At 57.9% G+C, this 25,719-nt stretch carries 24 protein-coding genes; 12 read left to right on the plus strand and 12 right to left on the minus strand.

The features are described 5' to 3' along the window. Positions 1-267 precede the first annotated feature (267 nt). The gene (locus ASN_RS02560; protein ID WP_058987112.1) at positions 268-1,545 is read left to right on the plus strand and encodes a lipoprotein pyruvate-formate lyase; all 1,278 of its coding nucleotides are present in this window, start codon (positions 268-270) and stop codon (positions 1,543-1,545) included. Between the two features lie 153 nt (positions 1,546-1,698). Here ASN_RS02560 and sodC read toward each other — a convergent pair whose 3' ends face one another. The 5 genes from sodC to miaA all read right to left on the minus strand — a co-directional run bounded on the left by sodC (position 1,699) and on the right by miaA (position 7,168). Next, entirely contained in the window at positions 1,699-2,229 is a 531-nt protein-coding gene (gene sodC, locus ASN_RS02565) for a superoxide dismutase[Cu-Zn] (protein WP_058987113.1), read from the minus strand. Positions 2,230-2,634: 405 nt separating this feature from the next. After that, complete coding sequence (gene ilvC / locus ASN_RS02575) at positions 2,635-3,654, minus strand: ketol-acid reductoisomerase (RefSeq protein WP_006560245.1); 1,020 nt, start codon at positions 3,652-3,654, stop codon at positions 2,635-2,637. Positions 3,655-3,709: 55 nt separating this feature from the next. Beyond that, a complete protein-coding gene (gene ilvN, locus ASN_RS02580) occupies positions 3,710-4,228 on the minus strand; it encodes an acetolactate synthase small subunit (protein WP_006560244.1) in 519 nt (172 codons plus the stop codon). Positions 4,229-4,299: 71 nt separating this feature from the next. Further along, positions 4,300-6,114, minus strand: coding sequence for a biosynthetic-type acetolactate synthase large subunit (gene ilvB, locus ASN_RS02585; protein ID WP_006560243.1), 1,815 nt, complete (start codon positions 6,112-6,114; stop codon positions 4,300-4,302). 37 nt (positions 6,115-6,151) lie between these two features. Beyond that, a complete protein-coding gene (gene miaA / locus ASN_RS02590) occupies positions 6,152-7,168 on the minus strand; it encodes a tRNA (adenosine(37)-N6)-dimethylallyltransferase MiaA (protein WP_058987115.1) in 1,017 nt (338 codons plus the stop codon). 29 nt (positions 7,169-7,197) lie between these two features. Here miaA and serB point away from each other — a divergent pair, with 29 nt between their 5' ends. From serB to ASN_RS02610, 4 genes are all read left to right on the plus strand, one after another. Then, entirely contained in the window at positions 7,198-8,085 is an 888-nt protein-coding gene (gene serB / locus ASN_RS02595) for a phosphoserine phosphatase SerB (protein WP_058987116.1), read from the plus strand. Between the two features lie 40 nt (positions 8,086-8,125). Beyond that, the gene (locus ASN_RS02600) at positions 8,126-8,323 is read left to right on the plus strand and encodes a hypothetical protein (protein WP_035380451.1); all 198 of its coding nucleotides are present in this window, start codon (positions 8,126-8,128) and stop codon (positions 8,321-8,323) included. 565 nt (positions 8,324-8,888) lie between these two features. Continuing rightward, complete coding sequence (locus tag ASN_RS02605; protein ID WP_231948331.1) at positions 8,889-11,270, plus strand: TonB-dependent receptor; 2,382 nt, start codon at positions 8,889-8,891, stop codon at positions 11,268-11,270. Positions 11,271-11,282: 12 nt separating this feature from the next. Then, positions 11,283-13,325: a phosphocholine-specific phospholipase C gene (locus ASN_RS02610; protein WP_082666548.1), complete on the plus strand. Its 2,043-nt coding sequence runs from the start codon at positions 11,283-11,285 to the stop codon at positions 13,323-13,325. Between the two features lie 5 nt (positions 13,326-13,330). Here the strand turns inward: ASN_RS02610 and ASN_RS02615 are convergent, their stop codons facing one another. Next, positions 13,331-14,371 carry a mitochondrial fission ELM1 family protein gene (locus ASN_RS02615; RefSeq protein WP_058989075.1) on the minus strand — a complete coding sequence of 347 codons (1,041 nt, stop codon included), beginning with the start codon at positions 14,369-14,371 and terminating at the stop codon, positions 13,331-13,333. Positions 14,372-14,451: 80 nt separating this feature from the next. Between ASN_RS02615 and ASN_RS02620 the strand changes: the two genes are divergently transcribed. Further along, positions 14,452-15,726: a DEAD/DEAH box helicase gene (locus ASN_RS02620; protein ID WP_058987119.1), complete on the plus strand. Its 1,275-nt coding sequence runs from the start codon at positions 14,452-14,454 to the stop codon at positions 15,724-15,726. Here the strand turns inward: ASN_RS02620 and ASN_RS02625 are convergent. Both ASN_RS02625 and ASN_RS02630 read right to left on the minus strand, forming a co-directional pair. Beyond that, positions 15,617-16,771 carry a glycosyltransferase gene (locus ASN_RS02625; RefSeq protein WP_058987120.1) on the minus strand — a complete coding sequence of 385 codons (1,155 nt, stop codon included), beginning with the start codon at positions 16,769-16,771 and terminating at the stop codon, positions 15,617-15,619. The two genes, ASN_RS02620 and ASN_RS02625, sit on opposite strands and share 110 nt — an antisense overlap. A 2-nt stretch (positions 16,772-16,773) precedes the next feature. Next, entirely contained in the window at positions 16,774-17,997 is a 1,224-nt protein-coding gene (locus ASN_RS02630) for a glycosyltransferase family 4 protein (RefSeq protein WP_058987121.1), read from the minus strand. Positions 17,998-18,058: 61 nt separating this feature from the next. Between ASN_RS02630 and ASN_RS19820 the strand changes: the two genes are divergently transcribed. Both ASN_RS19820 and ASN_RS02635 read left to right on the plus strand, forming a co-directional pair. Further along, the gene (locus ASN_RS19820; protein WP_167385438.1) at positions 18,059-18,235 is read left to right on the plus strand and encodes a hypothetical protein; all 177 of its coding nucleotides are present in this window, start codon (positions 18,059-18,061) and stop codon (positions 18,233-18,235) included. Continuing rightward, the gene (locus ASN_RS02635; RefSeq protein WP_231948333.1) at positions 18,232-19,275 is read left to right on the plus strand and encodes a M14 family metallopeptidase; all 1,044 of its coding nucleotides are present in this window, start codon (positions 18,232-18,234) and stop codon (positions 19,273-19,275) included. The genes ASN_RS19820 and ASN_RS02635 overlap by 4 nt, the downstream gene beginning before the upstream one ends. 90 nt (positions 19,276-19,365) lie before the next feature. On the opposite strand, the gene ASN_RS02640 is transcribed toward ASN_RS02635, so the two are convergent. Then, positions 19,366-19,947: an NADPH-dependent FMN reductase gene (locus tag ASN_RS02640; RefSeq protein WP_058987122.1), complete on the minus strand. Its 582-nt coding sequence runs from the start codon at positions 19,945-19,947 to the stop codon at positions 19,366-19,368. A 225-nt stretch (positions 19,948-20,172) separates the two neighbouring features. Continuing rightward, entirely contained in the window at positions 20,173-21,042 is an 870-nt protein-coding gene (locus ASN_RS02645; RefSeq protein WP_058987123.1) for a pirin family protein, read from the minus strand. Between the two features lie 125 nt (positions 21,043-21,167). Here ASN_RS02645 and ASN_RS02650 point away from each other — a divergent pair, with 125 nt between their 5' ends. From ASN_RS02650 to ASN_RS02660, 4 genes are all read left to right on the plus strand, one after another. Continuing rightward, positions 21,168-22,103 (plus strand): LysR substrate-binding domain-containing protein, encoded by a 936-nt coding sequence (locus tag ASN_RS02650; RefSeq protein WP_058987124.1) that lies wholly within the window; start codon positions 21,168-21,170, stop codon positions 22,101-22,103. A 557-nt stretch (positions 22,104-22,660) separates the two neighbouring features. Next, positions 22,661-23,092, plus strand: a complete 432-nt coding sequence (locus tag ASN_RS02655; protein ID WP_058987125.1) for a VOC family protein — start codon at positions 22,661-22,663, stop codon at positions 23,090-23,092. A 31-nt stretch (positions 23,093-23,123) separates the two neighbouring features. After that, positions 23,124-23,261: a hypothetical protein gene (locus ASN_RS19825; protein ID WP_167541278.1), complete on the plus strand. Its 138-nt coding sequence runs from the start codon at positions 23,124-23,126 to the stop codon at positions 23,259-23,261. A gap of 10 nt (positions 23,262-23,271) precedes the next feature. After that, positions 23,272-24,102, plus strand: a complete 831-nt coding sequence (locus ASN_RS02660; protein ID WP_058987126.1) for a sulfotransferase family protein — start codon at positions 23,272-23,274, stop codon at positions 24,100-24,102. On the opposite strand, the gene ASN_RS20030 is transcribed toward ASN_RS02660, so the two are convergent. Together ASN_RS20030 and ASN_RS02670 are read right to left on the minus strand one after the other, a co-directional pair. Then, the gene (locus tag ASN_RS20030; protein ID WP_058987127.1) at positions 24,092-25,114 is read right to left on the minus strand and encodes a helix-turn-helix transcriptional regulator; all 1,023 of its coding nucleotides are present in this window, start codon (positions 25,112-25,114) and stop codon (positions 24,092-24,094) included. The genes ASN_RS02660 and ASN_RS20030 overlap by 11 nt on opposite strands. A gap of 40 nt (positions 25,115-25,154) precedes the next feature. Next, positions 25,155-25,673, minus strand: a complete 519-nt coding sequence (locus ASN_RS02670; protein ID WP_097802411.1) for a hypothetical protein — start codon at positions 25,671-25,673, stop codon at positions 25,155-25,157. Positions 25,674-25,719 lie beyond the last annotated feature (46 nt).

The following is a 25,719-nucleotide window of genomic DNA, read 5'->3' on the forward strand; positions in this document are numbered from 1 at the left end:
GACTGCTTCTGCAGTGGGGGCTGCCACCCGGTCGTTTGGCTCAGAAACGGCGGGAGACCCCGAAAAGCCCTCTACCATCAGTCTTGCGCTCCTTTCCTGCCAAAGTGCCGTTGCCTTTTTGCCCTATCCCTTCCGCCTTGCCTTTATTTGTCTTCCGTTCTCCCCGTGACAGGACGTGAAAGATTAGGCACTCTGCTGCCCGACGTATGTTTTCGTTCAGCCGCGCCTTCGCGCTGGATTTTTTGCAACAGCCACTCTGGACCTCGCATGCCGTCTTCTTTGACCCGCCGTTCTTTCAGTTTCGGGCTGACCGGCCTGCTGACTGCCCCTGCTTTTGCCCGGGCAAGTTCCTTCACCCCGGCGGAAACCCCGCCCATGCTGGAAACCCTGAAATGGGCCCCCAAAACACGCACCCGCGTGCAGGCCGTGATGAGTGAATACGGCCAGTATTCAGAAAAATATGATCAGGCTCACCGCCCCTATGCGGTGTTTGACTGGGATGAAACCGCCATTGTGGGCAATGTGCAGGAAACATTGTTCCATTACATGCTGGAACATTTCAGTTTTCTGTTGCCCGCGCATGAATTCCGGCATCTGATCCATACCCACATGCCAGAAAAAGCATTGCCCGCGCCGTTTACAACCATTGCAGGCAAACCTGTTTCCCAGCCTTTGCTGGTTGAGGATATTCTTGAGGACTACCGGGCACTGCAAGCACGGTATGGACACCTGCCGCACCCGCTCTCGCTCGAAGATCTGGATAATGATCCGGCTCATCAGGCCTTTCGCGCCCGCATGATCTTTTATTATCACAGCCTGCGGACCGTGCATGGCGGTGAAGAAGCTCAGCGCTGGGTACTTCGCCTGTTGGCTGGTCAGACCATTACCGATGTTCTGGCCCTGACACGCGCCGCAAATGAATGGGGGCTGGGCCAATCCATTACGCCCATTACATGGCGTTGCCCGCCTGACCGCGCCGGAAAAAGCGGTGCGGTCGAGGCCACCTTTGTGCAGGCCCTGCGTCTTACGCCAGAAATGGCAGATCTATTCCAGATATTGCAGGAACACGGCATAGACCCTGTTGTCTGCACATCCTCACTGGAAGACTGTACAGCCTTTTTTGCAACATCTGCTGAATACGGCTACAATATTCCCAGAGAGCACATTTATGGTGCACGGCTGGATGAACACAAAAAAGTTCTGCTTTCTACTGAATCTGCAAAATATCCGTTCCCGTACGGAAGCGGTAAAACGGCCATTATCCACAAATACGTTATCGCCAAACGGAAACGCCCTCCGCTGATGATTTTTGCGGGAGAAGAAAGCTCAGCCCACCTGCTCTCCGCTTTTCCGGAAACTGCACTGTGCTGCCTCATCAACCGCAAACAGTCTGATAGCATGACCCCCTTTCTGAAAGAGGCCAGTAGCCAGCGCAGTTCCGCCACACCTCGGCTGGTCCTGCAAGGGCGGGATGAAAATACAGGGGAATGGATTCCAGAAGAAGCCAGTATTTTTCTAGGAGAAACCGAACCACGCCTGCCGTGAACACAGCGCGTTACCCCGGCATGGAACAGATGAAGGTGAACGTCACCTTTTTACACTAAACGACGCAGCACGAACCGTACTGAGCAGACTTCTGCATCCAATATCCAGTGTGGTTCGCGCTGTGCCCGCGCCGTAGCGCCTTATAAAACAATCTTACTTGATGACCGCACAGGCAACACGGTCCCCTGCGCCACCAATCGGCTGGGTGGTGTAATCATCCGGGTTTGCGTGAATAACCACGGATGATCCGTCAGCATCCAGAAGGGCTGGATGCTTGCCGCCCGCGTTCAGAGAGACAAGGCTGGAGTAGAGTTCGACCGTTGCCGTGCCATCTGCGGCGACATAAAGGTTGGGCAGATCGCCCGCATCATTCGCGCCCTCATGCAGCAGGCCGTGCACAACAGGCTTTGCGGTGTGAATATGCCCCCCAGCACTGGTGAACTTTGGGGGCTCGCAGCTTCCCTTTTCATGAAAATGCAGACCGTGCCATCCGGGCGTCAGCCCTTTTGCTTCCACACGAAGCAGGACACCATTGGGGGCCTCGGTCACTTTGATGGTGCCATGGGCAGCACCATCCGCCCCCTGCAGGTCACCCGTGGCGGTGCTCGCCGCCATCGCAAGGGAGGGAGCCAGCGCCATCCCGCAGGCAAGAGCAGCAACAAATTTCAGACGTGAAGCAAACATTGCTTTCTCCTTTTCCGCTTCCGACAGTCGGATACGGTATCGCTATTCAGTCTCACTTGCATAGTCTGGCATATGCTCAGAGAGTTGTGAGCAGCAGAGTGCCCTCTGCACCTTAAATTGACCGAACGATGTCAAACGCATGATGCCGGAGCAAGGTTGCCGCATCCGACCTCCCCCCGCCCCACCGAGAGCATCGTGCCCCGGTTTCCACATCGTCCCGCGCCTGCTCTGCTCTGCTCTGCTCTGCTCTGCTCTGCTCTGCTCTGCTCTGCTCTGCTCTGCTCTGCTCTGCTCTGCTCTGGGCGCGAGCGTTCCGCGAAGTCTGTGGTCTTTCAAACAAAAAAGCCCTGCCGCGTAAGCACGGCAGGGCTTTTTGTCAGAAACCTGAAAGAACAGGCTGGCTGATCAGTTCTTGGTTTTGTCAACCAGACGGGATTTGGAAATCCACGGCATCATGCCACGCAGTTTTTCACCAACAGCTTCAATCTGGTGGGCATCATTAATGGCGCGGGTAGCCTTGAAGCCAATGTTGCCAGACTGGTTTTCCAGAATGAAGTTACGCACGAAGGTGCCGTTCTGAATGTCGGTCAGAATGTCCTTCATGGCCTTCTTGGTGTCCGGCGTGATCACACGCGGGCCAGACACATACTCACCATACTCAGCCGTGTTGGAGATGGAGTAGTTCATGTTGGCAATGCCGCCTTCGTAGATCAGATCCACGATCAGCTTCATTTCGTGCAGACATTCGAAATACGCCATTTCCGGTGCGTAGCCACCTTCAACCAGCGTTTCAAAACCAGCGCGGATCAGTTCAACCAGACCACCGCAGAGCACGGCCTGTTCACCAAACAGATCGGTTTCCACTTCTTCCTTGAAGCTGGTTTCAATGGTGCCTGCACGGCCACCACCAATAGCAGATGCGTAGGACAGCGCGATTTCCAGAGCGGAACCGGACTTATCCTGCGCAATAGCCACCAGACAGGGAACACCGCCGCCGCGCTGGTATTCGGAACGCACGGTATGGCCGGGGCCCTTCGGTGCGATCAGGAACACGTCCAGATCAGGACGGGCTTCAATGATGCGGAAGTGGATGGACAGACCATGAGCAAACGCCAGAGCGGCACCCTGCTTCAGGTTCTTTTCCAGAGATTCTTTGTACAGCGTGCCCTGGCCTTCATCAGGCGTCAGCACCATCACAACATCGGCCCAGGCAGCGGCTTTATCAGGCGTCATCACGGTGAAGCCAGCATCCTGCGCCTTTTTCACGGCGGAAGATTCTTCACGCAGACCGATCACGATGTCCTTGACGCCGCTGTCTTTCAGGTTGTTGGCGTGAGCGTGGCCCTGGCTGCCATACCCGATAACTGCAACCTTTTTGGATTTGATCAGGTTCACGTCCGCATCACGGTCGTAATAAACACGCATAGACATTGTTTTTCTCCTTACCACGGCAGGGATTTTTCCTGCCGCTCTGTTATCTTCAGTGACTCTGAATTGTCTGCGGTCCGCGGCAGATTGCCGCGATTCCGGTGCGGGAAACCTCAGCCAGCCCAAGCGGACGCATCAGTTCAATGAAACTGTCAAGTTTGTCGGTTGAACCAGTCAGTTCAAACACGAAGGAAGAGGCCGTGGTATCCACCGCGCGGGCACGGAACGCCTGCGCAATGCGCAGCGCCTCGGTACGCGGCTCACCAGAGGACACAACTTTGATAAGCGCCATCTCCCGCGCCACATGCGGCCCGGCGGAAGAAAGATCAACCACGCGGGAAACAGGCACCAGACGTTCGATCTGCGCCTTCACCTGCCGGATATCTGCCGGGGTGCCGGTGGTGACAATATTCACGCGGGACACCAGTCCCTCTTCATCCACCGGAGCCACGGTCAGGCTGCGGATATTGTATCCGCGCCCTGAAAACAGACCGATAATACGGGCCAGCGCACCGCTTTCGTTATCTACCAGCAGGGAGATAACCGCAGAGCCGGGAGCATTCTGCTGCATTGAAAAACTTCCTGAAAATCACGCGAGACTAAAGGCGTATCATCACGCCACGGAACAAAAAGGTGGGGGCGTCAGACAAGCATCATGCCCTCACGCGTGACCTTTGCGCCACGCTCTTCCTGTTCCGGCCCAAGGATCATCTCATTATGCGCAGCGCCGGATGGAATCATGGGGAAGCAGTTTTCCCCTTCCGCCACGCACAGATCCACAACCACCGGCCCATCATGCGCCAGTGCCTCACGGATCACGCCATCAAGCTGGTCCATCTGGGTGGCACGCAGCCCCTTGGCGTGGAAGCTTTCCGCCAGTTTTACAAAATCCGGCAGCGCATCACTATAGCTTTCAGAATAGCGCGAGCCGTGCAGCAGTTCCTGCCACTGGCGCACCATGCCCATATAGTGATTGTTGATGATGAACAGCTTAACCGGCAGGCGATACTGGGCAATGGTGCCCAGTTCCTGAATGTTCATCAGGGTTGAGGCTTCCCCGGCAACATCCAGCACCAGCGCATCCGGGTGGGCAATCTGCGCCCCAACGGCGGCGGGCAGGCCATACCCCATGGTGCCAAGGCCGCCAGAGGTCAGCCAACGGTTGGGGGCATCAAACTTGAAGAACTGAGCCGCCCACATCTGATGCTGCCCCACTTCCGTGGAGACAAACGTATCGCGCCCGGTTTCCTGCGCCAGTTCATAAATACGCTGGATGGCCTGCTGCGGTTTGATAATGGCTTCCGGTGCGTGATCCTGATTGAAGCGCAGGCAGTTCAGCCCCCGCCATGCCTCAATCTGCTCCCACCACGCAGCCAGTTCGGCCTTGTGTTCATAGGCAGGCTGTTTTTCCCACTCTTCAATCATCAGCGCGATGGTCCGGCCCACATCGCCGATAATCGGCTGATCAACATGGATGATCTTGTTGATCTGGGAAGGATCAATATCCGCATGAATTTTAAAAGAATCGGGTGAAAACGCATCCAGCCGACCGGTTACGCGATCATCAAACCGGCTGCCCAGAGCAATCAACACATCACATCCGTGCGTCGCCAGATTGGCTTCGTACGTGCCGTGCATGCCCAGCATACCCAGGAACTGCTTATCCGTGCCTGGAAACGCACCAAGCCCCATCAGGGTGGAGGTAACCGGAAAGCCCGTCAGCTTTGCCAGCTTGCGCAGGCCTTCACTGGCTTCCGGGCCGGAGTTGATCACGCCACCACCTGTATAGAACAGCGGGCGACGCGCCTTTTTCATGGCGGCAACGGCACGGGCCACGGCCTCACGCTCGGGGTCAACCTGCACTTTGCCCGTGCGCGGCTTAACCTGATCGGCCCCAACGTACGGCGCATCTCCCACTGTAATATTCTTGGGCAGATCAATCAGCACCGGGCCGGGGCGGCCAGACTGCGCAATGGCAAATGCTTCATGCACCGCCGGGGCCAGATCTTCCGGGCGACGCACCAGATAATTGTATTTGGTCACCGGGCGGGTAATGCCGGTGGTATCTGCCTCCTGAAAGGCATCATTCCCGATCAGCGCCGTGGGCACCTGACCGGAGAGACACACCAGCGGAATGGAATCCATCATGGCGTCCAGCAGGCCGGTTACGGCATTGGTGGCACCGGGGCCACTGGTGACCAGCACCACGCCCACCTTGCCGGTTGAACGGGCATAGGCCTCGGCTGCGTGCACAGCCGCCTGCTCATGCCGCACCAGCACATGCCGGATATGGTTCTGGCGGAACAGGGCATCATAAATGGGTAGGACAGCCCCACCGGGATAGCCGAAAATAACCTCAACGCCCTGCTCAGCAAGCGCACGCATAAGGACTTCCGCACCCGGTAGGGTGGTGGGGGTCTGTGCGGCCATGGTGGCAGAAGCGGTTTTGGGTGTCATTTCTTCCTATCTCCCAAAAGCGGGTTGGGCGGCATCTTTAGGGAACCCTGTCAGCATCGTCAATCCCGGATAGAATAAAAGAAATAATTTCACTGAATTTTCTTTCCGAAAATTGCTCGGAAGGTGGCATGCACATATCAAGATCATATGTCAGCCCCGGTTGAGAGAGGGCATGATGCGCAAACCAGGTGGCCTGCCTACGGGTATATTTGCCCGTTGCCACCACAGCCAGCCGCACGGCTTCCTCCTGCGGAATTTCGCCGCGCAGAAAGGCTGAAAGTTCCGGCACGCCATGCGCCCGCATGGCAGGCAAAGCGGGGTCAAGATGCTGCGCCAGTAAGGATTCTACTTCCTCTACAGCACCATGCTGCATCATATGGTCAAACCGCACCCCGATTCTGGCCCGTAGTTCTGACCGGGGCGGAAGAAGGCGCACAGCCACAAAGCGGCAGGGCGCAGGTGGCAAACCGGGCTGGGCCTGCCACCACGCAAGGCTGCGCCCCGTGCCTCGCCAGACCTCCCACGCACGGGAAACCCGCTGAGAATCCACCGGGCGCAGGCGGCTGGCCATATCCGGATCAACATCCGCCAGTCTGGCATGCAGGGCTTCTGGCCCCTCCTCCGCCACCAGACGTCGCGCCTCGGTGCGGGCAGCCTCTCCGCAATCCGGTATTTCGGCCAGACCATCTGTCAGGGCACGCATATACATGCCGGTGCCGCCGCACAGAATGGGCAGTCGCCCCGCCTGCCATGCTTCCTCCATGGCGGCCAGAGCCTGCGCACGCCACCAGGCCACGCTGCCTTTTTCCGCCGCTGGCAACACACCATAAAGCCGATGCGGCACCAGCGCTTCCTCCTCCGGCGTTGGGCGAGCGGTCACAACCCGCAGATCGCGATACACCTGCATGGAATCCGCATTGATTACGGTGCCGCCCAACTTTCGCGCCACAGTCAGCGCAAGGGCTGATTTGCCCGAGCATGTGGGGCCCGCAATGATAAGGGCAACCTGCCCGCGTTCCGCAACGCTGTTTCTCTGGTCTTCCGCTTGCTTCATGCGGGTATTCCTGTCACACCCAATTCCAAATGATGAGCCTGGTCCTGACACTTGTCGCACAGCGCGACGCCGCCACACTTGATGCCGCAACCATTGCCCTGGCGCGGGACGCCGTGGATGGCGCGCAGACTGTCACCACACTCTCCGCCGGAGAAGCGGTGGACATTCCCTGCCCCGCCACTGCGGCAGACCGCCTGCCCGCCCTGCGCGCTGCGCTGGCTGACAAGCCGGTTGATGCGGTCCTGACACATCAGGATGCCCGACGCAAACGCCTGCTGGTGTCTGATATGGACAGCACCATTGTGGCGAACGAAACGCTGGATGATCTGGCCACCCATGCGGGCATTGGTGAAAAAATTGCCGAAATCACAGCCCGCTCCATGAATGGCGAGCTTGATTTTGCCACGGCCTTGCGGGAACGGGTGGCCCTGTTGAAAGGCTTTCCTGCCTCCCTGCTGGAAAAAGCCTGGAACGATGTGCGGCTGAACGAAGGCGCAAAGGAACTGGTGCAAACCATGCGCGTGCACGGTGCCCATACAGCACTGGTTTCTGGCGGGTTCACGTTCTTTACTTCCCGCGTGGCAGCGCTATGCGGGTTTCAGGAAAACCACGCCAACACCCTGACCATTGCGGATGGCATGCTGACCGGAGAAACCGGGCACCCCATTCTAGGGCCAGATACCAAGCTGGCGTTACTGACCTCTCTGGCGGAAAAACACGTCCTTCCGGCTAACGCCACACTGGCCATTGGGGATGGTGCGAATGATCTGCCCATGCTGAAGGCAGCGGGGCTTGGTCTGGCTTTTTATGCCAAGCCCATTATCCGCAATGCCATTGCAGCGCAGATCAACCATACCTCGCTGCGCACGGCGCTGTTTGTGCAAGGCTATCCAGCCTCAGCGTTTTCAGGCGCATAAAGACAGGCCATCAAGCCAGAAAGAGGAAGGAGATCACCCCATGCAGTTCGACCCGCGACGCAACATTTCCTCCTTTCCGTTTGTGCGCGTCTTTCTGGCGTTGGTGGGCTGCGCGCTGATGGCTTACTGCTTCCAGTATTACCTGACCCTTCCCCCAGACTCGCCTGAACACGTCATGCGCCACGTGGCTGCTCTGATTATCGGCACACTCATCCTGCTGGGCACCATCTGGGTCTGACGTCCCCACGCACGAGCATAATCCTCCCCCTTAACTGACAACACGCCCTATTGCACCGGCCATATTCAGCGGGGAATGAACCTGTCCTGCCTTATCAGCACCCCCACAGGGCAAGATGCAGCTTGAAACGTCAGCAGATGCCGACTCTGGGATTTGCGAAGCCAACAAGGCAGATTTAGAAGGGCGGGATGCGGCGCCGTTTTTCGTCTCGAGCTGGATGAAAGTCCGACGCATACTCCCCCCAGACTCCCGTTCTACCGTCCTGACAGATTTTTCAGACACCCTTCCGGAGAGGCTTGTGCGTAACCAATACGGTTATCGTGCTGCGGTCACTGGTTGCTGGTTCAGTCTTCCCCTGAACCATAGTCCGCTTGCAACAGACGCTGCCATGCCCTGAATTTTGCCAGACGGACGTGTGACGCCTGTAACATCCTTCCGCTGTCCCGGTTCTGCGCCCACATTACGTTTTCATAGAAACATCACACTCTTTTCCTGCTCATCCCATTACTAGAGCGTGTTGATCATCGATGGTTCGATGCCGCAGCGAGACGAGATTGTGAGCAAGATGAAGAAATCCTTTTCTCTTTTGCTGGGAACATGCCTCAGCGCCTTACTGGTCAATCACGCAAGTGCTGCTGCTCCACAGCCTGACCAGACCCAGCAGAAGAACGCTGCAACATCTGCGGCAAAGCCCGCCAGCGCTCAGGTTACCAAAACCCACAAAAAGGCGGATGCGGCCCCGGTGGCGGCAGATAAAGCCGAATCCATTGTGGTGCTTGGGGCTGGCGCTGCGCGCGAAACACAGAATGTGTCTCACAAGGCTCTTCAGGAATACACGCCCGGAACAAGCCCCTTCAAGGCGCTTTCCAAATTACCGGGGGTGATGTTCACCTCGTCTGATCCGCTGGGTTCCTATGAATGGTCCCAGCAGATCATTATCCGCGGGTTTGATCAGAGCCGTCTGGGCTTTACCATGGATGGCGTGCCACTGGGGAATCTGGCTTACGGGAATGATAACGGCCTCTCCATTGGCCGCGCCCTGCAAACCGAGAATAACGGGCGCGCAACCCTGAGCCAGGGTGCGGGCTCGGTTGATGTTGCCGCGGCCAATAACCTTGGCGGGGCGTTGCAATTTACATCCATAGACCCCACCGACAAATTTGGCGTGGATGTTGCAGGCACCATTGGCTCGGCAAGCACATGGCGCACCTTCATGCGTGTTAACAGCGGCACATTGCCCGGTGGCGGAAAATTTTACGTCTCCTACGATTATCAGGATGCCAACAAGTGGAAAGGTGATGGTATCCAGCGCCAGCATCAGGCCAATGCCAAATACGTTCAGCCGCTGGGCGATAACGTAAAGCTGACCCTGTTTGGAGACTGGTCCCAGCGCCGGGAAAACGATTATCAGGATCTTTCCCTGCAGACCGTTCATAAATACGGCTATAACGTTGATAACATTACGGGCAATTATGCTCTGGCCAAGCAGATTGCCAGTGCCTACCAGAACGGCACAGCTTTTCCTGCCGGGATACCGGATCAGGACTTTGTCTATTACAACGCCGCCGGCCTGCGGCAGGACGCCATGGGATACGGGAAACTTGATTTCAGGATCAACAACCGTCTCAAAGGCTATATCATGGGCTACGGCCATACCAACAGCGGCGAGGGCGCATGGGTTACCCCTTATGTCCCAACCCCGGCTGAACTGGGAGGCTCCCCTCTTTCCACCCGCACCACGGAATATGATATTCACCGGGCCGGTTTCATTGGCAGCCTGACCTACAAGATTGCCAACCACACCATTGAAGGTGGCTTCTGGTTTGAAAATAACAATTTTGAACAGGCGCGCCGCTACTACGGTCTGAATACGGATGGCTCGCCCAGCAGTATCCACTGGTACACAAACAATTCCTTCTATACACAGTGGCAGAGCACCTTCAACACCAAGACCTATCAGGTGCACCTGCAGGATACATGGCAGATCACACCGGCCCTTAAGCTGAATTACGGTTTCCGCTCTCTTATTGTCGATAACAGCGCCCGCGCACTTTCCGGAAATTATCTGGGCACACCAATGGCCAACCCTTATCCGTCAGGTTCAATTCAGGCTGCCAATGGCTTCCTGCCGCAGGTAGGCGCCAACTATCGCCTGAACCATCATAACGAAATCTTTGCAGACTTTGCCCGCAACATGGCCGCCTATGATAACTCGCAGACAGGCGCTACCAGCCCGTTTGCCACCACCATTGCGGGATATGAAGCGATCAAGAACAAGATCCGCCCGGAAATGGCCTATACGGAAGAAGTGGGTTACCGGTATCACAGCAACACCATTCAGGCGTCTCTTACCGGTTATTACGTAGAATTTGAAAACCGCCTGCTCTCCATTACGCAGGGGGCCGGTATTCAGGGTAACCCCTCCGTTCTGGCCAACGTGGGTGGTGTTACGGCCCGCGGTATTGATGCCGCATTCAATTACCGCTTTGCGCGCAACTGGTCCCTTTACGCCTCCTACGCCTTCAATGACTCCACGTATAATGACAACGTCACGTCAGGCTCCACCGTCTATGCCCTTAAAGGCAAAAAAGTTGTGGCCATGCCCCGCAATCTGGCCAACGTGCAGGTTGGATATGATGACGGCGCAATCTGGGGCAACGCGAACATGCAGTTTCAGGACCGCCGCACCTATACCTATCTGAATGATGCGTGGGTTCCTGCAAACTACATCTTCAACCTGAATCTTGGCTACCGCTTCCAGAGCCAGAACTGGTTCCTGCGGGGGCTGGATGCCCAGATCAACGTGAGCAACCTGTTCAACAAACATTATATTGCAACAGTTGGCAGTAACGGTGCCGTCTTCTCTGACCCAACAGGCAGTTTTGCAACCCTGCAGGCAGGATCTCCGCGTATGGTGTTCTTCACCCTGCGCAAACATTTTGACTGATTGCACCACCCTATGGCCATTCTGAAACGTCGTCATTTTCTAATGCACTCTTCTGCGGCTGCCGCAGCGGGTGCATTACCGTCCAACATCCGCAAGGCTTTGGCGGTTACGCCGAATAACAGAACCGGCACCCTCAACGATGTTGAGCATGTGGTGATCCTGATGCAGGAAAACCGGTCGTTCGATCATTATTTTGGCACACTGAAAGGCGTGCGGGGCTATTCAGACCCCCGCGCCCCTATTTTACCTGATGGCCAAAGCGTTTTTTCTCAGCCCGATGGAAAGGGCGGCAGGGTTCTACCGTTCCGTTTCAATGTGGCCCATACCTCAAGCGCCTGTCTGGGCAGTCTGGATCATAGCTGGAAGGGCACTCAGGCCGCTTGGAACGAATGGGATACATGGGTGCCCCACAAAACGCCCATGACAATGGGATATTTCACCCGGCAGGACATTCCCTATTATTACGCGCTGGCAGATGCTTTTACAGTCTGTGACAGCTATCATGCCTCCCTGTTTGGGCCGACAAACCCCAACAGGCTGTTTCTGTTTTCCGGCACAAACGGGCTGGCGGTTGGTCAGGACGGAAAACAGGCCATAGACAATGTGGATGATGGCAACTGGTCTGCCGACATGGCGCATGACAAGCCTGATTTTACCCCCTTCACCTGGAGCACCTACCCCGAAGCCCTGCAAAAAGCGGGCGTAAGCTGGAAGGTTTATCAGGAATACGATAATTTCGGGGATAATCCCCTCGCCTCCTTTGCGCAGTTCAGAAACCTGTCCTGCTCCTCATGGCAGTATCAGAACGCGCGGAGCATTGTACCCGGTTCCAGCACCGAGACCATGAAGGAGACGGACGGCCACGCGCTTATAAAAGCGTTTGAGCGCGATGTCGCGAACGGTACCTTGCCTCAGGTTTCATGGATCGTGCCGCCTGCCGCCCTCTCAGAACATCCCAACGCGCCGCCGGGCTATGGCGAGTATCTGATCTCCCGCCTGATGGATATCTTTGTCACTCATCCGGAGGTGTGGAAAAAAACGGTCTTCATTCTAAACTATGATGAAAATGACGGCTTTTTTGATCATGTTCCCGCCCCTGTCCCGGCTCTGAACGCCACAGCAGGCTTCACGGATGTCTCGACACAGGGAGAAGTCTATCACGGGGAGACTGTCGGCCTTGGCCCGCGTGTGCCCGCCATTATCATTTCTCCTTGGACCAAAGGGGGGTGGGTCAATTCAGAGCTGTTTGACCATACTTCCGTTTTGCGGTTTCTGGAGCAGCGGTTTCAGGTTGAAGTGCCCCACCTTACCCCATGGCGACGGTCCGTATGTGGAGATCTGACCTCCGTTTTTGATTTCTCACAAGCCAACCCGGACTGGCAGGCCCATCTGCCAGACACTGCCACCTATCTTGAAGAAACGCGGCGTTCCTGCAAACTTCCGCCCCCGCTGGTGCCCTTGGTGCAGACGATGCCAGTTCAGGAACAAGGGCAGAAACCTGCCCGCGCCATTGCCTATGACATGACAGCCGACTGGCTTGTCAGCGCAAACGCCACCACACTGGTCTTGCATAACATCGGCCTGCGCACAGCAACCTTCCGTGTTTCCCTCAACCACACCAACACGCGCCATTATACACTCAGGATGGGCAGCGCAGTGCGTATTCCGGTGCCACACAGGCATGGGCAAACCGTGCAGGTTTACGGCCAGAACGGATTTTACCGTTTTTTCAGAACCGGCCTGCCGCTTGCCATGACACTGCGCCATGACAAAGAAAAATCCTGCATGGTTCTTGATCTGACACCACTGTCTTCCGCGCCGGACTTTTCTACCGTTACAGTAAGCGAGGCTTACTCACAGCAGACTCTGCTCTCCCAACGGCTGACGGCGCGGCACCCGGAAAGTCTGGTGCTCGCCGTCAAACCCGGAACGATGTGGTACGATCTCACAATAAACAGTGCCGCCACACACAAACTGCTGGCCCAGTTTTCAGGCCATTGTGAAAACGGCATGCCCGACTGGACTGATCCCGCTATCGGCCAGCCACACCAATAGCCCCATCAAAACCCCAGCCGCCGGTGCATTTCAGCCACCAGCGCTGGGGTATCATCCAGCGGCTCCACTGCCCAGGGCTCCAGTTTTCTGAAAGGGGAGTGTCTGCGCAGCATCCGTATGCGGCCTGAACGCTCAAGCTCCTCAGCAAAGCGGGCAATACGGCGGGATTTTCCGGGCAGCGGAAAAACCGAAACAGGGGCCTGCCCCGCCACAGCCTCAGAAACCATGGAAACGCTGTCTATGGTCACGACCAGATGATCTGCGCAGGCAATCAGCCCTACATAAGGGTTTTCCCCCTCGCCATCCCATAAGATGCCCCCAACAGAATCCACCAGATCACTCAGCATTTCCTGCGCCTGCGGGTCTGTCCTGCGGGATGGGGTGACAATCAGGCTGCCTTTCTGCTCTGCCACGGCCTTGACCAATATGGCCCCCAGTTGCGCGGCTTCCCCCACGCCAAACTGAAACCGCCCGTTGGAGCCACCAATCAGCCCGGCAATCAACGGGCGCGGCAAATGGGCAAAACGGGGCATCCATGCCTCACGCGCCTGCGCCAGCACATCGGGCGTCAGCCCATGCAGGGCAGTACGACCCAGCAAGACATTGGGGCCGGTGATCTCATCATGAACACACGCCACAATCAGATCAAAATTGGAGAGCGGTTGCCGTGGGTGCTGAATCTGCACCACTGGCCGCCCCGGCGCACGCAAGGCAGCGCCCACGGCCCCGCCCTTACCGCCAATACTCACCACAACCCGTGCCTGATCGGCCGCGGACAGCAAAGGCTGGCTGGCCCCATCATCCAGAAAGCGGGATTGCAGCCACTGCGGCCCCCGCAAAGCCAAGCGGGCAAGCCGAGACGGCCGCACGGCATGAAACTGCCCTTGCCAACCCGCCCGGCTGACCAGCCCCAACGCCTGCGAGCGCATGCCCGCAAAATCCTCTCCAACCACCAGCGCTGGCACATCCACCCCCACCTCGGCAGGCTCCTGGCTCAAGACAGTGTTTGAAACCGTCGCCTTTCCAGCATATACGTCTTCAGCCATCAGGCGATCTCCCCCGCTTTTCATGCGCTGTCCGGCCCGGTGCCTGCTTCTTTGCAGAGCAGCCAGACCTGCACCACGCCATGCAAAGCATGTTTTTCAACCGGGTCAAGGCGGATAAATTCAGCATGTCCAACAGCTTCGAGGCAATGGGCCTTCTGCCGTCCTTGTGCGCACACGCCGCGCAGGCAGGCATGGCCACTCCTACCCCCATTCAGCAGCAGGCCATTCCGGCGGCACTCGCCGGGCGCGATGTTCTGGCCATAGCCCCTACCGGCACGGGTAAAACCGCAGCCTATGCGCTGCCCGTGCTGCAACAGTTGCTCAAGGCACGGCGGCCGCAGGATGCGCTGGTGCTGGTGCCCACGCGGGAATTAGCGCTGCAAACGGCGGGCGTGTTCCGCATCTGTCTGGGGCTGAACCCCAGAGACAACCGCCAGAAAGCCGGAACACCCGGCATTATTACCCTGTATGGCGGGGTGGACCGTGCCCCGCAGGCGGAAAACCTGCTGCATGATGGCCCCCGTGTGCTGATTGCCACCCCCGGCCGCCTGCTGGATTTTGCCCACACGGGCGAGGTTGATCTGTCCACCTGCACGCATGTGGTGCTGGATGAGGGAGACCGCCTGTTCTCCCCCGAATTTTTTGAAGAAAGTGCTACCGTGGTGGAAGGATTGCCACAGGTACGCCAGACCATGCTGGTTTCCGCCACCCTGCCCAAAACCCTGACCCCCATCTTGCAGAAACTTCTGCGCAAACCTGTGGAAGTCCAGATTGACGCCCCTGCGGAAAAACGGGGGCCAATCCGGCAGGGGGCCTATTTCATAGAGCCCGCTCAGCGTTTGGCGTTTCTCAAGGCGTTTTTCAACCGCGACCGCAAAAGCCGCACTCTGATCTTTGTCAAAACCAAAGCCGAAGCCGATCAACTGGCCAGCACGCTCAAGAAATTCCGTGTGGGCGCTGCCCCGCTGCATGGTGATCTTTCTCAGGCGCAGCGCACGTCCACTGTCACCAGCTTTGCGGCTGGCCGCACCCCTGTTCTGGTGGCAACGGACATTGCCGCCCGTGGGCTGGATGTGCCGGATATCCGCACCGTCATCAACATGGACCCGCCAGATCAGCCTGAAACCTACCTACACCGCATAGGCCGCACGGGCCGCGGGGGCAAAACTGGCACGGCCCTGACCCTGTGCAGTCTGACAGACCGTAAAAAGCTGCGGCAGATAGAAGTGGGGGCTGCCGTAAAGCTCAGGATTTTGTCCGAGGAGCAGGCTCTGCCACCTTCAACCCCGCAGCAGAAAACCCAGCCCGATGAGGCAGCACGCGGCAAACGTTCGAAAGCAGCTTCCCGGCCATAAAAGCCCAATCCGCCTTGATGGTGGCGTTCTCCTCGGCCTCCGGCACGGGCGGCGGCTGAGTGATGATCTGGCTGAGCGCCTGTGCAATGCCTTCAACTGTTGGCGCGCACAGCACGGCCTGGGGTTTGTCACGGAACTGTTCCGCCAGCCCCCCCACATTGGTGGCCAACACCCAGCGCCCCGCCGCCAGAGCCGCAGCGCCTACTCCGCTCTGGCTGGCCTCGCGGTACGGTAGCAACAGCACATCCGCCCAAGCCAGCAAACCGGCAATCTCGCCTTCCGGCACCCAACGGTTTTCCACGCTTACGCCCGGCACCGCAGCCAGTTGGCGCAGCCATGGCGCATCCGGCCCTTTGCCCACAACCCGGCAGACATAATCCGGTGTCGAGCCCATGCGCTGCAACGCCTCCGCCAGCAGATCCAGCCCTTTGTATGGCAGCAGACGTCCAAAGGCGAGCAACCGGATCGGCCCTCCGTGCGCCAAGGGCCGCGCAAGGGCCGTAGCACCTTCAAACGCGAAGGGCGGGTGAGACGCCACAATGGCCTTCCGCCCGCGCATGCAGCGTTGTGGTGCCAGCAAAGCCGCAACATGCGCCGTCAACGCCACAACCACATCAGCCCGCCACACCAGCAGGCGCTGCAGGAAAATCTGACCGGGGAACCCATCACCCGGATGCGCCTGCGCGTCATGCACAATTACAACCACCGGCACGCCCACACGATGCAGGGCCGCCACCATGATCAGATCAAGCGGCCCCGGCATGGCACATATGGCAAGGTCCGGCCTGATGCGCTGCAATCTTGCCGCCAGCCCCTTCACCAGCCAGGGAGCCTGAACAACACGCACCAGCAAAGACAGCAGCGTTGTGTAGGTGCGAAAAGGCAGATCATTCCGGACTGAAGAGTCAGCCCGCAGAATTTCCGCCTTTTCTGAAAGAGAAAGAACCGCCTGACAGCCTTCAAGCGCGTTTATCCCGCGCGCAAGTTCCACCGCCATTTTTGGTCCTGCGCCACGCCGCCCCCACTGCCAGACCAAAACCCGCATTCTCAGTTGTTATCCTTCTTCTGCGTCAGCCCTGCCACTGCATCCAGCAAGGGGCGCGCGCCAAAAGCCTTCAGCACAGTCTGCCGGGCTGCGGTACCCAGCCTGCGCCGCAAAATCTCATCGTCCGCCAACCGGTGCAGAGCCTGCGCCGCAGCGCCCACATCCGCGTCAGCCCATTGCGCCCCTGCTACCTGATACACGCCCCGTTCATCCCGCGCGGGCACCAGAGTATAGGGCACTGGCATGCCACAGGAAGCGTCCAGAAATTCCGCTGTTGCGGACCAGTCTGTCGCCACCACAGGTTTTTCAAGCAGCATTGCTTCCGCAGGCACAAGCCCGAGCCCTTCACTTCTGTGCAAGGAAAGCACAATGTCAGCGCAGCGGGTCATGGCATGCACATCCGGCATGGGCAGTGTGCGCGTTTCAAACCGGATATTGGCGGCCCCCTGTGTGGCCGCCTGCAATCTTTGCATATCGTCCGGATAATGCGTGGCGTTGGAGACCTTCATCACCAGTACCCGGTCCGGGCGCTCGCCAAAAGCCTGTCGGAAAGCGGCTATGGCAGCCAGCGGGTTCTTGCGGGCAAAACTTGAAGCCAGACTGAAAGACGTCAGCACCACCACGGCATGTTCTGGCCAGCCAAAATCGTGCCGGGTCAACACAGAGGGCTGAGGTTGTGCATCCACCAACGGGTAAGGCACCACCCGCACACGCCCCGGTGCCAATTCTTCCAATGCACGCGCACTGAAGTGTGAAGGCGTCCAGATTTCATGAACCGACCGTAGGCCCGCCCGCCATTCTTCCGGCACTTTGGGCAGTTCCCATACCCAATAGCCCACAATGCGCCGCCCCCGCACCGCTTTACGGCCCAGCCGCAACAGCGCGGCTGGCGTTTGCGGGCTGTTGACATGCAGCAGAAGAGCCGCCTGTTTTTCCACCAGAAACGGCACCTGCGCGGCAACAGGACGTGGAGCCAGCAACCCGGCCTCAACAGCCTCGGTCGGCACATGGTGGGCTTGCAGCCCCCGCAGAAGAAGGCGTGCGCCTTCCCCTAATCCCGACCCCCGGCCAATCTCGCCAGCCACCAGCATCCGGCCATCACACGCAGGGGCGGGCCAGGTTGCTTTGGGGGCCAGCTTTGCCGTCATGCCAGCCAGCGCCCGACGGCGGCTTTCCACTGGCAACAGGCGCCACAGGCGATGAAAAAGATGCAGGTCGGACGTCACTCTTCCATTGTGTCAGAAACGTATCAGACCGCCTACCCCTGAAAACGGAGGGATTGCGCCAATGTGCAAGCCAGATAATACTGCTCACCCCATGGTGACTGATTGCAACTGCCCTGTCTGCACCGCCCCTCTTGCTGCCTCCCCTTGCGCGTGGGGGCAAGCCATGCCGCTCACAGCCCGGCACTCCGTCCTTATGGCGGGTGGCCTGCGCACCCCACCGGAGCCTGCGCGCTCATGAGCTGTGCGTCCCGCCGCCATAACCCGGAGCGGGGCGTTATTCGTGTTCGCACGCTCTCTGAAACCTTACCACCGCCGCAGACACAATTGCCTCAATTCAGGATAGCCGTGCCCCCGCCCGATCTCTCCCGATGGTCGGCGGGTAATTGTGGCATTGCGGGCGTGCATCATTTTGAAGCCACGCTCCCCGGCCCGCATGTTGCGCTAACGGCCCTGATGCATGGCAATGAATATAGCGGCGCGCATGTTCTGGCCGACCTGCTCACCCGGAACATCCGCCCCCACCGTGGGCGCCTCAGCCTGATTTTTCTGAACCTGGCGGCCTTTGCCCGGTTTGACCCCCAAAAACCCACCCTCTCCCGCTTTGTTGAAGAGGACATGAACCGCCTGTGGTGTGCTGATCTTGTGCATTCCTCCCACACATCGGTGGAAATGGAGCGCGTGCGCGAGATTATTCCGATCATGGAAACAGTGGATGCCCTGCTGGACCTCCACTCCATGCTCTGGCCCTCTCCCCCGGCCTATCTGTGCGGCCTGACGGAGAAAAGCCATGCGCTGGCCTGTACTCTTTCCGCAGCACACCCCAAACCGCCGCTGGTGGTGCAGGACGGCGGGCATGAGGATGGCCCCCGACTGATTGATTATGAACGCTTTGCCTCCAACCGCACTGGGGCAACCGCCTGCCTGCTGGAAGCAGGCCAGCACTGGCGGCCGGAAAGTGTTACCACTGCGCACATAGCCACACAGCTTTTTCTGGGACAGATGGGTCTTCTATCCCCCCAGCCCCTTTGCGCCACGCCAGCAGGCCCGGCACGCTGTGCGGTTGTCACGCATACCGTGCTGGCGCACAGCAGCCGTTTTGTTTTCACCCGTGCCTTCCGCAGCGGTGATGTTGTCAAAAAAGCCGGTAGCCTCGTAGCCTTTGACGGACAGGACGAAATCAGAACCCCTTACAGCAACTGCCTGCTGGTGCTGCCCAATCTACGCCCCATGCGCGGCCATACTGCTGTCAGACTGGCCAGGCTTGTAGATTCCGCCTGAACAGCCCAACACTTTTACAAATTCTTTCCGCCATCTTCCGCCTCTCTCGCAGCGAGCTGATGAGAAGGACGATCTTGCAGAGTGCGTTTTTCAGCCCTGAGGCGGCTTTTTGACCGTGCGGGCCAGTTCCGCCAGCGCCGTGATCTGCGTTACCAAAAAATCCCGCGTTTTCTGATCCGTCAATTCAAGACGGTCAGTATCAAACTTGCCTGTGGCCTGCCCTATCATCACTTCAGGCCGGTTCAGAACATAGGCGTTCAGAAACACCAGACTTTGCCGCAGATGATACTGCGCCCGCGCACCCCCTATAGCACCGGGAGACGCTGTCTGGATTGCCAGCGGTTTGCCTGCAAATGGCTGCGGCGTTACGCGGGAGAGCCAGTCCAGTGCGTTCTTGAGCACACCCGGCACGGAGTAATTATATTCAGGTGTGACAACAATCACCCCATCCGCCGCACGGATCTGCTCGGCCATAGCCAGAACAGGCTCAGGAAAACCTGCATCCTGCACATCCTGATTGTAATGAGGAAACGCGCTGATGCACCCCAACGGCGAGATCGTGATCCCCTCCGGCGTAAGGTCCGGCAAGGTGCGCGCCACAATGCCATTGAAAGATGCCTTGCGCAGGCTACCCAGAAGCGTGACGAAATGAAGCGGTGTGCCCTGTGTCATGAGTCTGTCTGTCCTTTTCCTTTATGCGTGTTCCACAAACAGCATCTTTCCGGAAGAAAGCCAGTCTGAAGAATGCGCCGGGCTTGTGCCCTTATCTGCTTTGATCTGTGTACAGGGTGGGGCGGGTATCCGGTCCTCAGAAAGAGGGGGCAGTTCAAGACTCTGTCCCCCTCCTTTCCTACCATACCGACTGGCTCGGCGTAGCCCGCCACCAATACCTGCTGTTCAGGCGGCGATACCGCCAAACCGGCCCGCTTTGAAATCCTCTAACGCCTGACGGATTTCTTCCTGGGTATTCATGACAAACGGGCCATAACCGGCAATAGGTTCGTTCAGCGGCTGACCTGTGAGCACCAGAAAGCTGGAGCGCGCTGTAGCCTGTAGTGTCACACTTGCGCCTTCCCGCCCCAGAAGGGCGAACTGCGCGCTGCCCAGTTCCTCCGTGCCGTTGACGATCAATCGTCCTTCCAGAGAGACAATCGCGCTGTTATGCCCCTCGGGCAGGTTAAGCGTCACCTCCGCCCCCTCCTGCAACACGCCATCCCACACGTTAAGCGGCGAGAACACCCGCGCTGGGCCGTGCGCCGTGTTGTAATCCCCAGCAATCACGCGCAGGCTTCCGGCGCCATTGGCCAGCGGCACGGTTGGAATATCCGCCGCAGCCAAAGTCTGGTAGCCAGCAGACGCTCCTTTATCCTTTGCCGGCAGGTTGACCCATAGCTGCACCATCCGAAACGGGCCGCCCGTTCTGGCAAAAGCAGGAGAATGATATTCCTGATGCTGAATGCCGTTCCCTGCCGTCATCCATTGCACGTCTCCCGGCCCGATCACGCCGCCAGCGCCGGAGGAGTCCCGGTGTTCGACCTCACCATCATAAACAATCGTGACGGTTTCAAAGCCTTTGTGAGGGTGCTCCCCTACGCCGCGCCGGGACTCCGTTGGACCGAATTCATGCGGGCCCGCATAATCCAGCAGCAGAAACGGGCTGAGATGTTCACCAAAATTGCTGTAGGAGAACAGGGACCGCACCGGAAACCCGTCTCCCACCCAGTGGCCACGATCATTTCCATAGCGGCCGAGAATTTTCTTCTGCATGGCGATTTGTCCTGTTGATGAGAGGAAGAACGGCCCAATGCCTCTTCCGTTAAGGGTCAACATGGGCTTTTCTGATTGTCGCATGAAGAGTGCCAGATCGAACGATGCGTTCTATGGAAGGAACGATGAGGGAACTTAACGACTTCGCGTATTTTGTGCAGGTGGTGAAACACGGCGGTTTTTCCGCTGCCGCCCGTGCAACCGGGCTCCAGAAATCCCTCCTCAGCCGGCGCATCCGCCTGCTGGAAGATCGGCTGCATACGCGCCTGATCCAGCGTTCCTCCCGCCATTTCAGTGTGACGGAAACAGGCCACCGTTTTTACGAACACTGCGTGGCCATGCTGGCCGAAGCCGACACTGCGGAGCGCTCCGTTGCGCAACTCCAGACGGAGCCTTGCGGGGTCATCCGCCTGAGTTGCCCTGTGGCCTTGCTCAACTTTCAGTTCGGGGCGCTTGTGGCGCGCTTCATGCAACGGCACCCCGCTGTCACCGTGCATCTGGACAGCACCAACCGGCGAGTGGATGTGCTGAAAGAAGGTCTGGATCTGGCCATACGCGTGCGGTTTCCGCCTCTGCCATCCTCTGATCTGGTCATGCGCACGCTTGATACCAGCACCCAATGCCTGATTGCCTCCCCCGCACTGGTGCCACACCCCCTTGCCTCCCCGGCTGATCTGACTGCTTTCCCCAGTCTTGATCTACACACCACACCGGGAGCGCATTCGTGGTTGTTGGAAAGTCAGGACGGACAGACCGCCACCGTTTTTCACGAACCCCGACTGGTGACGGACGACATGGCGGTACTGCGTGAAGCCGCCCTGACAGGCACCGGCATTGTGCAACTGCCCACCATAATGATCTGGCAGGATATTGAAGCCGGGCGGCTTGTGCGCGTGATCCCCGGCTGGAGCCCACGGGCTGGCATTGTGCACGCCGTTTTTCCGTCCCGCCGTGGGCTGGTGCCAGCCGTGCGTGCCCTACTGGATTTTCTGGCGCAGGAATGCAGTATCCAGCGAAACCTTGCTATGGAAGCATTCACAAAATCATCTTCTGAAATCTGATTTTTTTTCAATACCACCTACAGAGAAATATTCAAAAACAACCATACTCTGTCTTTTGTTTTCTCTTGCACATAACTGCGTTTCCTTCTTCCGTTCATATCACGGCTTCTCTGTCACACAGCCCACCGTCGCGCCATGGAAACGTCCCGGCACCCCTCACCCCCGCTTTTTTTAAACACTCCTGAAGGCACGCCGCCACGCCCAAAAACTTCGGAAAGAGAAAAGGAAGGTGAGTAACTTCTGGAACCCGCAGCATCTATCAAGCGCCCACTATGCCTGCTTCACTCCAGAAAGCCTTGCCGTCGTTTCTTGCGGCCTGTTCAAGCGCCCTTGCATCATGGGGGCTGACACAGGGGTATCCTACCTCCGGACTGTCCCGGCTAAAAACAGAACAGATCTCCCCAAACGCTTGTTAAAGACATGCGTTACAGCCGGAAAAGGTACAGCCGCAGCCAGTGTGACTGATGCTTGACCGAGAAAAAGGGAGGGCTCCGCGCCCTTTTTGCCACTTTGCCATGGACTTTCACAACACAAACACACTGTTAAAGGACGGACAAATGACAGCCCCCTATACCGCCCTGACAATTACCGGCCTCCTTGAAACGTCGCTTTATGTGGATGACATGGCCCGCGCTGTTCTGTTTTACGAACAGGTGCTCCATCTGCCCTGCATGCAGCGCGGCGAGGTATTGAGTGTGTTTGATGCTGGGCGTCAGGGGGTTCTACTTCTCTTCAAACGCGGTGCATCAAAAGCGGACAGACCCAACAGCCATGGCGTTGTGCCAGGGCATGATGGTTCAGGCCCCCTGCACATGGCCTTCGCCATTCCTGCAGAAAGCTACCAACCATGGCTGCACCATCTGCAAACCGAAGGCGTTCCCTTCCGGGGCGAAATGACATGGCCCGCAGGCGGCCGAAGCCTGTATTTTGAAGACCCCGACGGCCACCTTCTGGAATTCGCCACCCCCGGCCTGTGGCCCAATTATTAAACGTGTCGGACAGTAGGAATTTTCTCTCCGGATGTTCTCTTACGGCACGGTGACGCCACGTCATCACCCGGAATCTGGCCCGGAAGCCGCCACTTTGCGCAGTGTCAAAAAACGGATTGGGGTACTGAAATCCTTTTTTCGGGAAGACGACGTGACGGTTTTGGGGTGACGTCACGGGCATGTCAAACGCCCTTCCTTCCGTGCATGTCATCTCCGGGTTACCCCGGTCCGGGTCAACCGTGCTTGCGGCACTTCTGCGGCAGAACCCTTATGTAAAAACTGCAGCCCACAACACGCCTGTCGCCCCCATGCTCATCCGCATGATGTCTCTTATGAGTGAGGGGGAATATCAGCCCGCGTTTGCTCAAGCTCAATGGCAGAACATCATGCGCGGCGTGTTGCAAACCTATCTTGACCCAGAAGCCAAAAACCCTTTCCTGATCGACATCAATCGGGATTGGAGCGCACATGCAGGGCTTCTGACAACCCTTTACCCGCAAGCAAAAATCATTTGTTGTGTGCGAGACCCCGTGTGGATTCTCAACTCGTTCGAGCATCTGATCACCCGTGATCCTCTACTGGGTTCTAAACTTGTACCCATGGCCCACCGCGCCACCCAGCATGACCGCATTGACTATCTGGCCTCACGCGAGGGTGCCTTTGGCTACGCATGGCGGTTGCTGAACGAGGTATTTTTCGGCCCCTACGCGCACCACGTCATTGTTGTGGAGTATGACCGGCTTGTGGCCTCTCCCAGCGGTGTCATGAACCATTTGGAACGTCTGCTCGGATTGCCGCCCTTTTCCTATAATTTCCAGCATATTGCTCCACCGGATACCACCACATTTGACGCAGCCCTCAACACACCGGGCCTGCATAGCGTCCACCCGCGTGTGGAGCCCACCCAGAAACGGCTGATCCTGCCGCCTCATGTTGTCGAGCGCATGGCGCACCAGACGTTCTGGCGTGAGCCGGGTTTGAACACAGGCGGCGCTGTGGTTATCGCCTGAGGCGCAATGATTGCCGAAGATCTGAGGGATTGAGCCCGAACTGTTTACGGAAAGCGGCTGTAAAATGACCGGGGTTTGAGTATCCCATGCGGAGCGCAATCCCAAGGATCGACTCCTCATCACTCAGAAGCAGCCGATGCGCCTCCTGCATGCGTTCCTTCTGAAAAAAGGCATACACACTGGTTCCAAAAAGCATGCGGAAGGACCGTTGCAGGCGGGACACGCTCATCCCCGCCTGTCGGGCAAGTTTATCCAGACGAGGCGGTGCGGCAAGATCCGCCAGCAGCATGTCACGAATTTCATTCAGCCTGCGTATATCCCGCCTGGATAAGGAGGTATCAGACGCTTCCCCCTGAAACATTTGTTCCAGCAGCAGCCCCATGAAGGACAAGCTCTGCCCCAGCATCTGCAACTGGCTGCCCGGTCGCTCGCCTTCGCCTGTGCTGCCTGTGCTGCCTGTGCTGCCTGTGCTGCCTGTGCTGCCTGTGCTGCCTGTGCTGCCGACAGCACGCAATCCGTTTGCAAAAGCAAGAAGTTGCCGCCCGCCCCGCACCTGATTGAAATAGTGCCCTGACCGCAGTTTTTGATCGAGGCACGCTGCATCTTCCGCAGACAGGTCAGCCAGAACCGAAGGGCTGAGGGCAATGGTCACACCAGCGCCCATCCCCGCCGTTTTGGTAAAATCAATCCGACACCCCGGACGATAGGCGATGTACGCATCATGCAAACCGCCATCCGTTTCGTAATGTGTCAGACCATCACGGCACCGGGCCTCAAGATGGGCTTTGCCGCCCGTGTAGGCTCCAAAATAGATCAGATCGTCATCATGCCTGACCGAGTAACTGAAATCATGCTCGGTGCGAGCATCCCAATAAAGAATACGGATGCCGGTCTGAAGTGCAACCAAACGGGTATAGGCATTAAGCCGCACAAGGGCCGGAAGCGCCGTATCGGGGGCGGCACCTTCATAGACAGTCTGGGCCGAGATGGTCTTGGGGCGTTCCGCCGTCATGATAGGGACAGTTTCACGTGGAGAACTGGCATTTTTCTGCTCACCATTTGAACCGCATCCCGGCAATGACGGCCGCAGTTCCTACATCACTGCCTGTATTGGTTTCCCGATGCCCGGCAAACATGCTGACGGTCAGATCCATTCCCGGCACACCTTTCACGGGATAGGCGGCGGTCACTGTCCGGCCTGTCTCTAGTGGCATGAAGCTGCGGTTACTCTGCTCAAAAGTCACTGCGCCAAAACGGTTCAACCCGGCAGGGGGCTCCGGCTGCAAGGAAAACGCAGGGGCTGTTATGAAATACTCTTTCCCCACGGGCTTCATCTGGCTGCTGTTGGGCACAGACATATCCGTCTTGGGAGCGGAAGACCTGAGATTTTCTGTTCTGGAACCGGACTGGCGCGTGGAAGACGAGGCTGGTGCGGCATGGGCCATGATGCAGGCCACAGGCATCAGCAGAACTGTCAGGCCAATTCCGCAACATTGCCGCTGACGACCAGATCTGTCAGGATGATGAGTGGTAAAGATGCTCTCTGGAAAAGAGAGGAATATCGCGCTCATTGCGTCGCTCCGCGCTGTAACATGCGTGCAACAAACAGCAGAAAAA

The sequence above is a fragment of the Acetobacter senegalensis genome (genome assembly GCF_001499615.1).
Taxonomy (GTDB): domain Bacteria; phylum Pseudomonadota; class Alphaproteobacteria; order Acetobacterales; family Acetobacteraceae; genus Acetobacter; species Acetobacter senegalensis.

Excerpts from the sequence above, each read along its gene's own strand:
- ASN_RS02560 (WP_058987112.1), top strand. The coding sequence starts at position 268 with ATGCCGTCTTCTTTGACCCGCCGTTCTTTCAGTTTCGGGCTGACCGGC.
- sodC (WP_058987113.1), bottom strand. The coding sequence starts at position 2,229 with ATGTTTGCTTCACGTCTGAAATTTGTTGCTGCTCTTGCCTGCGGGATG.
- ilvC (WP_006560245.1), bottom strand. The coding sequence starts at position 3,654 with ATGCGTGTTTATTACGACCGTGATGCGGACGTGAACCTGATCAAATCC.
- ilvN (WP_006560244.1), bottom strand. The coding sequence starts at position 4,228 with ATGCAGCAGAATGCTCCCGGCTCTGCGGTTATCTCCCTGCTGGTAGAT.
- ilvB (WP_006560243.1), bottom strand. The coding sequence starts at position 6,114 with ATGACACCCAAAACCGCTTCTGCCACCATGGCCGCACAGACCCCCACC.
- miaA (WP_058987115.1), bottom strand. The coding sequence starts at position 7,168 with ATGAAGCAAGCGGAAGACCAGAGAAACAGCGTTGCGGAACGCGGGCAG.
- serB (WP_058987116.1), top strand. The coding sequence starts at position 7,198 with ATGATGAGCCTGGTCCTGACACTTGTCGCACAGCGCGACGCCGCCACA.
- ASN_RS02600 (WP_035380451.1), top strand. The coding sequence starts at position 8,126 with ATGCAGTTCGACCCGCGACGCAACATTTCCTCCTTTCCGTTTGTGCGC.
- ASN_RS02605 (WP_231948331.1), top strand. The coding sequence starts at position 8,889 with ATGAAGAAATCCTTTTCTCTTTTGCTGGGAACATGCCTCAGCGCCTTA.
- ASN_RS02610 (WP_082666548.1), top strand. The coding sequence starts at position 11,283 with ATGGCCATTCTGAAACGTCGTCATTTTCTAATGCACTCTTCTGCGGCT.
- ASN_RS02615 (WP_058989075.1), bottom strand. The coding sequence starts at position 14,371 with ATGGCTGAAGACGTATATGCTGGAAAGGCGACGGTTTCAAACACTGTC.
- ASN_RS02620 (WP_058987119.1), top strand. The coding sequence starts at position 14,452 with ATGCAAAGCATGTTTTTCAACCGGGTCAAGGCGGATAAATTCAGCATG.
- ASN_RS02625 (WP_058987120.1), bottom strand. The coding sequence starts at position 16,771 with ATGCGGGTTTTGGTCTGGCAGTGGGGGCGGCGTGGCGCAGGACCAAAA.
- ASN_RS19820 (WP_167385438.1), top strand. The coding sequence starts at position 18,059 with ATGTGCAAGCCAGATAATACTGCTCACCCCATGGTGACTGATTGCAAC.
- ASN_RS02635 (WP_231948333.1), top strand. The coding sequence starts at position 18,232 with ATGAGCTGTGCGTCCCGCCGCCATAACCCGGAGCGGGGCGTTATTCGT.
- ASN_RS02640 (WP_058987122.1), bottom strand. The coding sequence starts at position 19,947 with ATGACACAGGGCACACCGCTTCATTTCGTCACGCTTCTGGGTAGCCTG.
- ASN_RS02645 (WP_058987123.1), bottom strand. The coding sequence starts at position 21,042 with ATGCAGAAGAAAATTCTCGGCCGCTATGGAAATGATCGTGGCCACTGG.
- ASN_RS02650 (WP_058987124.1), top strand. The coding sequence starts at position 21,168 with ATGAGGGAACTTAACGACTTCGCGTATTTTGTGCAGGTGGTGAAACAC.
- ASN_RS02655 (WP_058987125.1), top strand. The coding sequence starts at position 22,661 with ATGACAGCCCCCTATACCGCCCTGACAATTACCGGCCTCCTTGAAACG.
- ASN_RS19825 (WP_167541278.1), top strand. The coding sequence starts at position 23,124 with ATGTTCTCTTACGGCACGGTGACGCCACGTCATCACCCGGAATCTGGC.
- ASN_RS02660 (WP_058987126.1), top strand. The coding sequence starts at position 23,272 with ATGTCAAACGCCCTTCCTTCCGTGCATGTCATCTCCGGGTTACCCCGG.
- ASN_RS20030 (WP_058987127.1), bottom strand. The coding sequence starts at position 25,114 with ATGACGGCGGAACGCCCCAAGACCATCTCGGCCCAGACTGTCTATGAA.
- ASN_RS02670 (WP_097802411.1), bottom strand. The coding sequence starts at position 25,673 with ATGAGCGCGATATTCCTCTCTTTTCCAGAGAGCATCTTTACCACTCAT.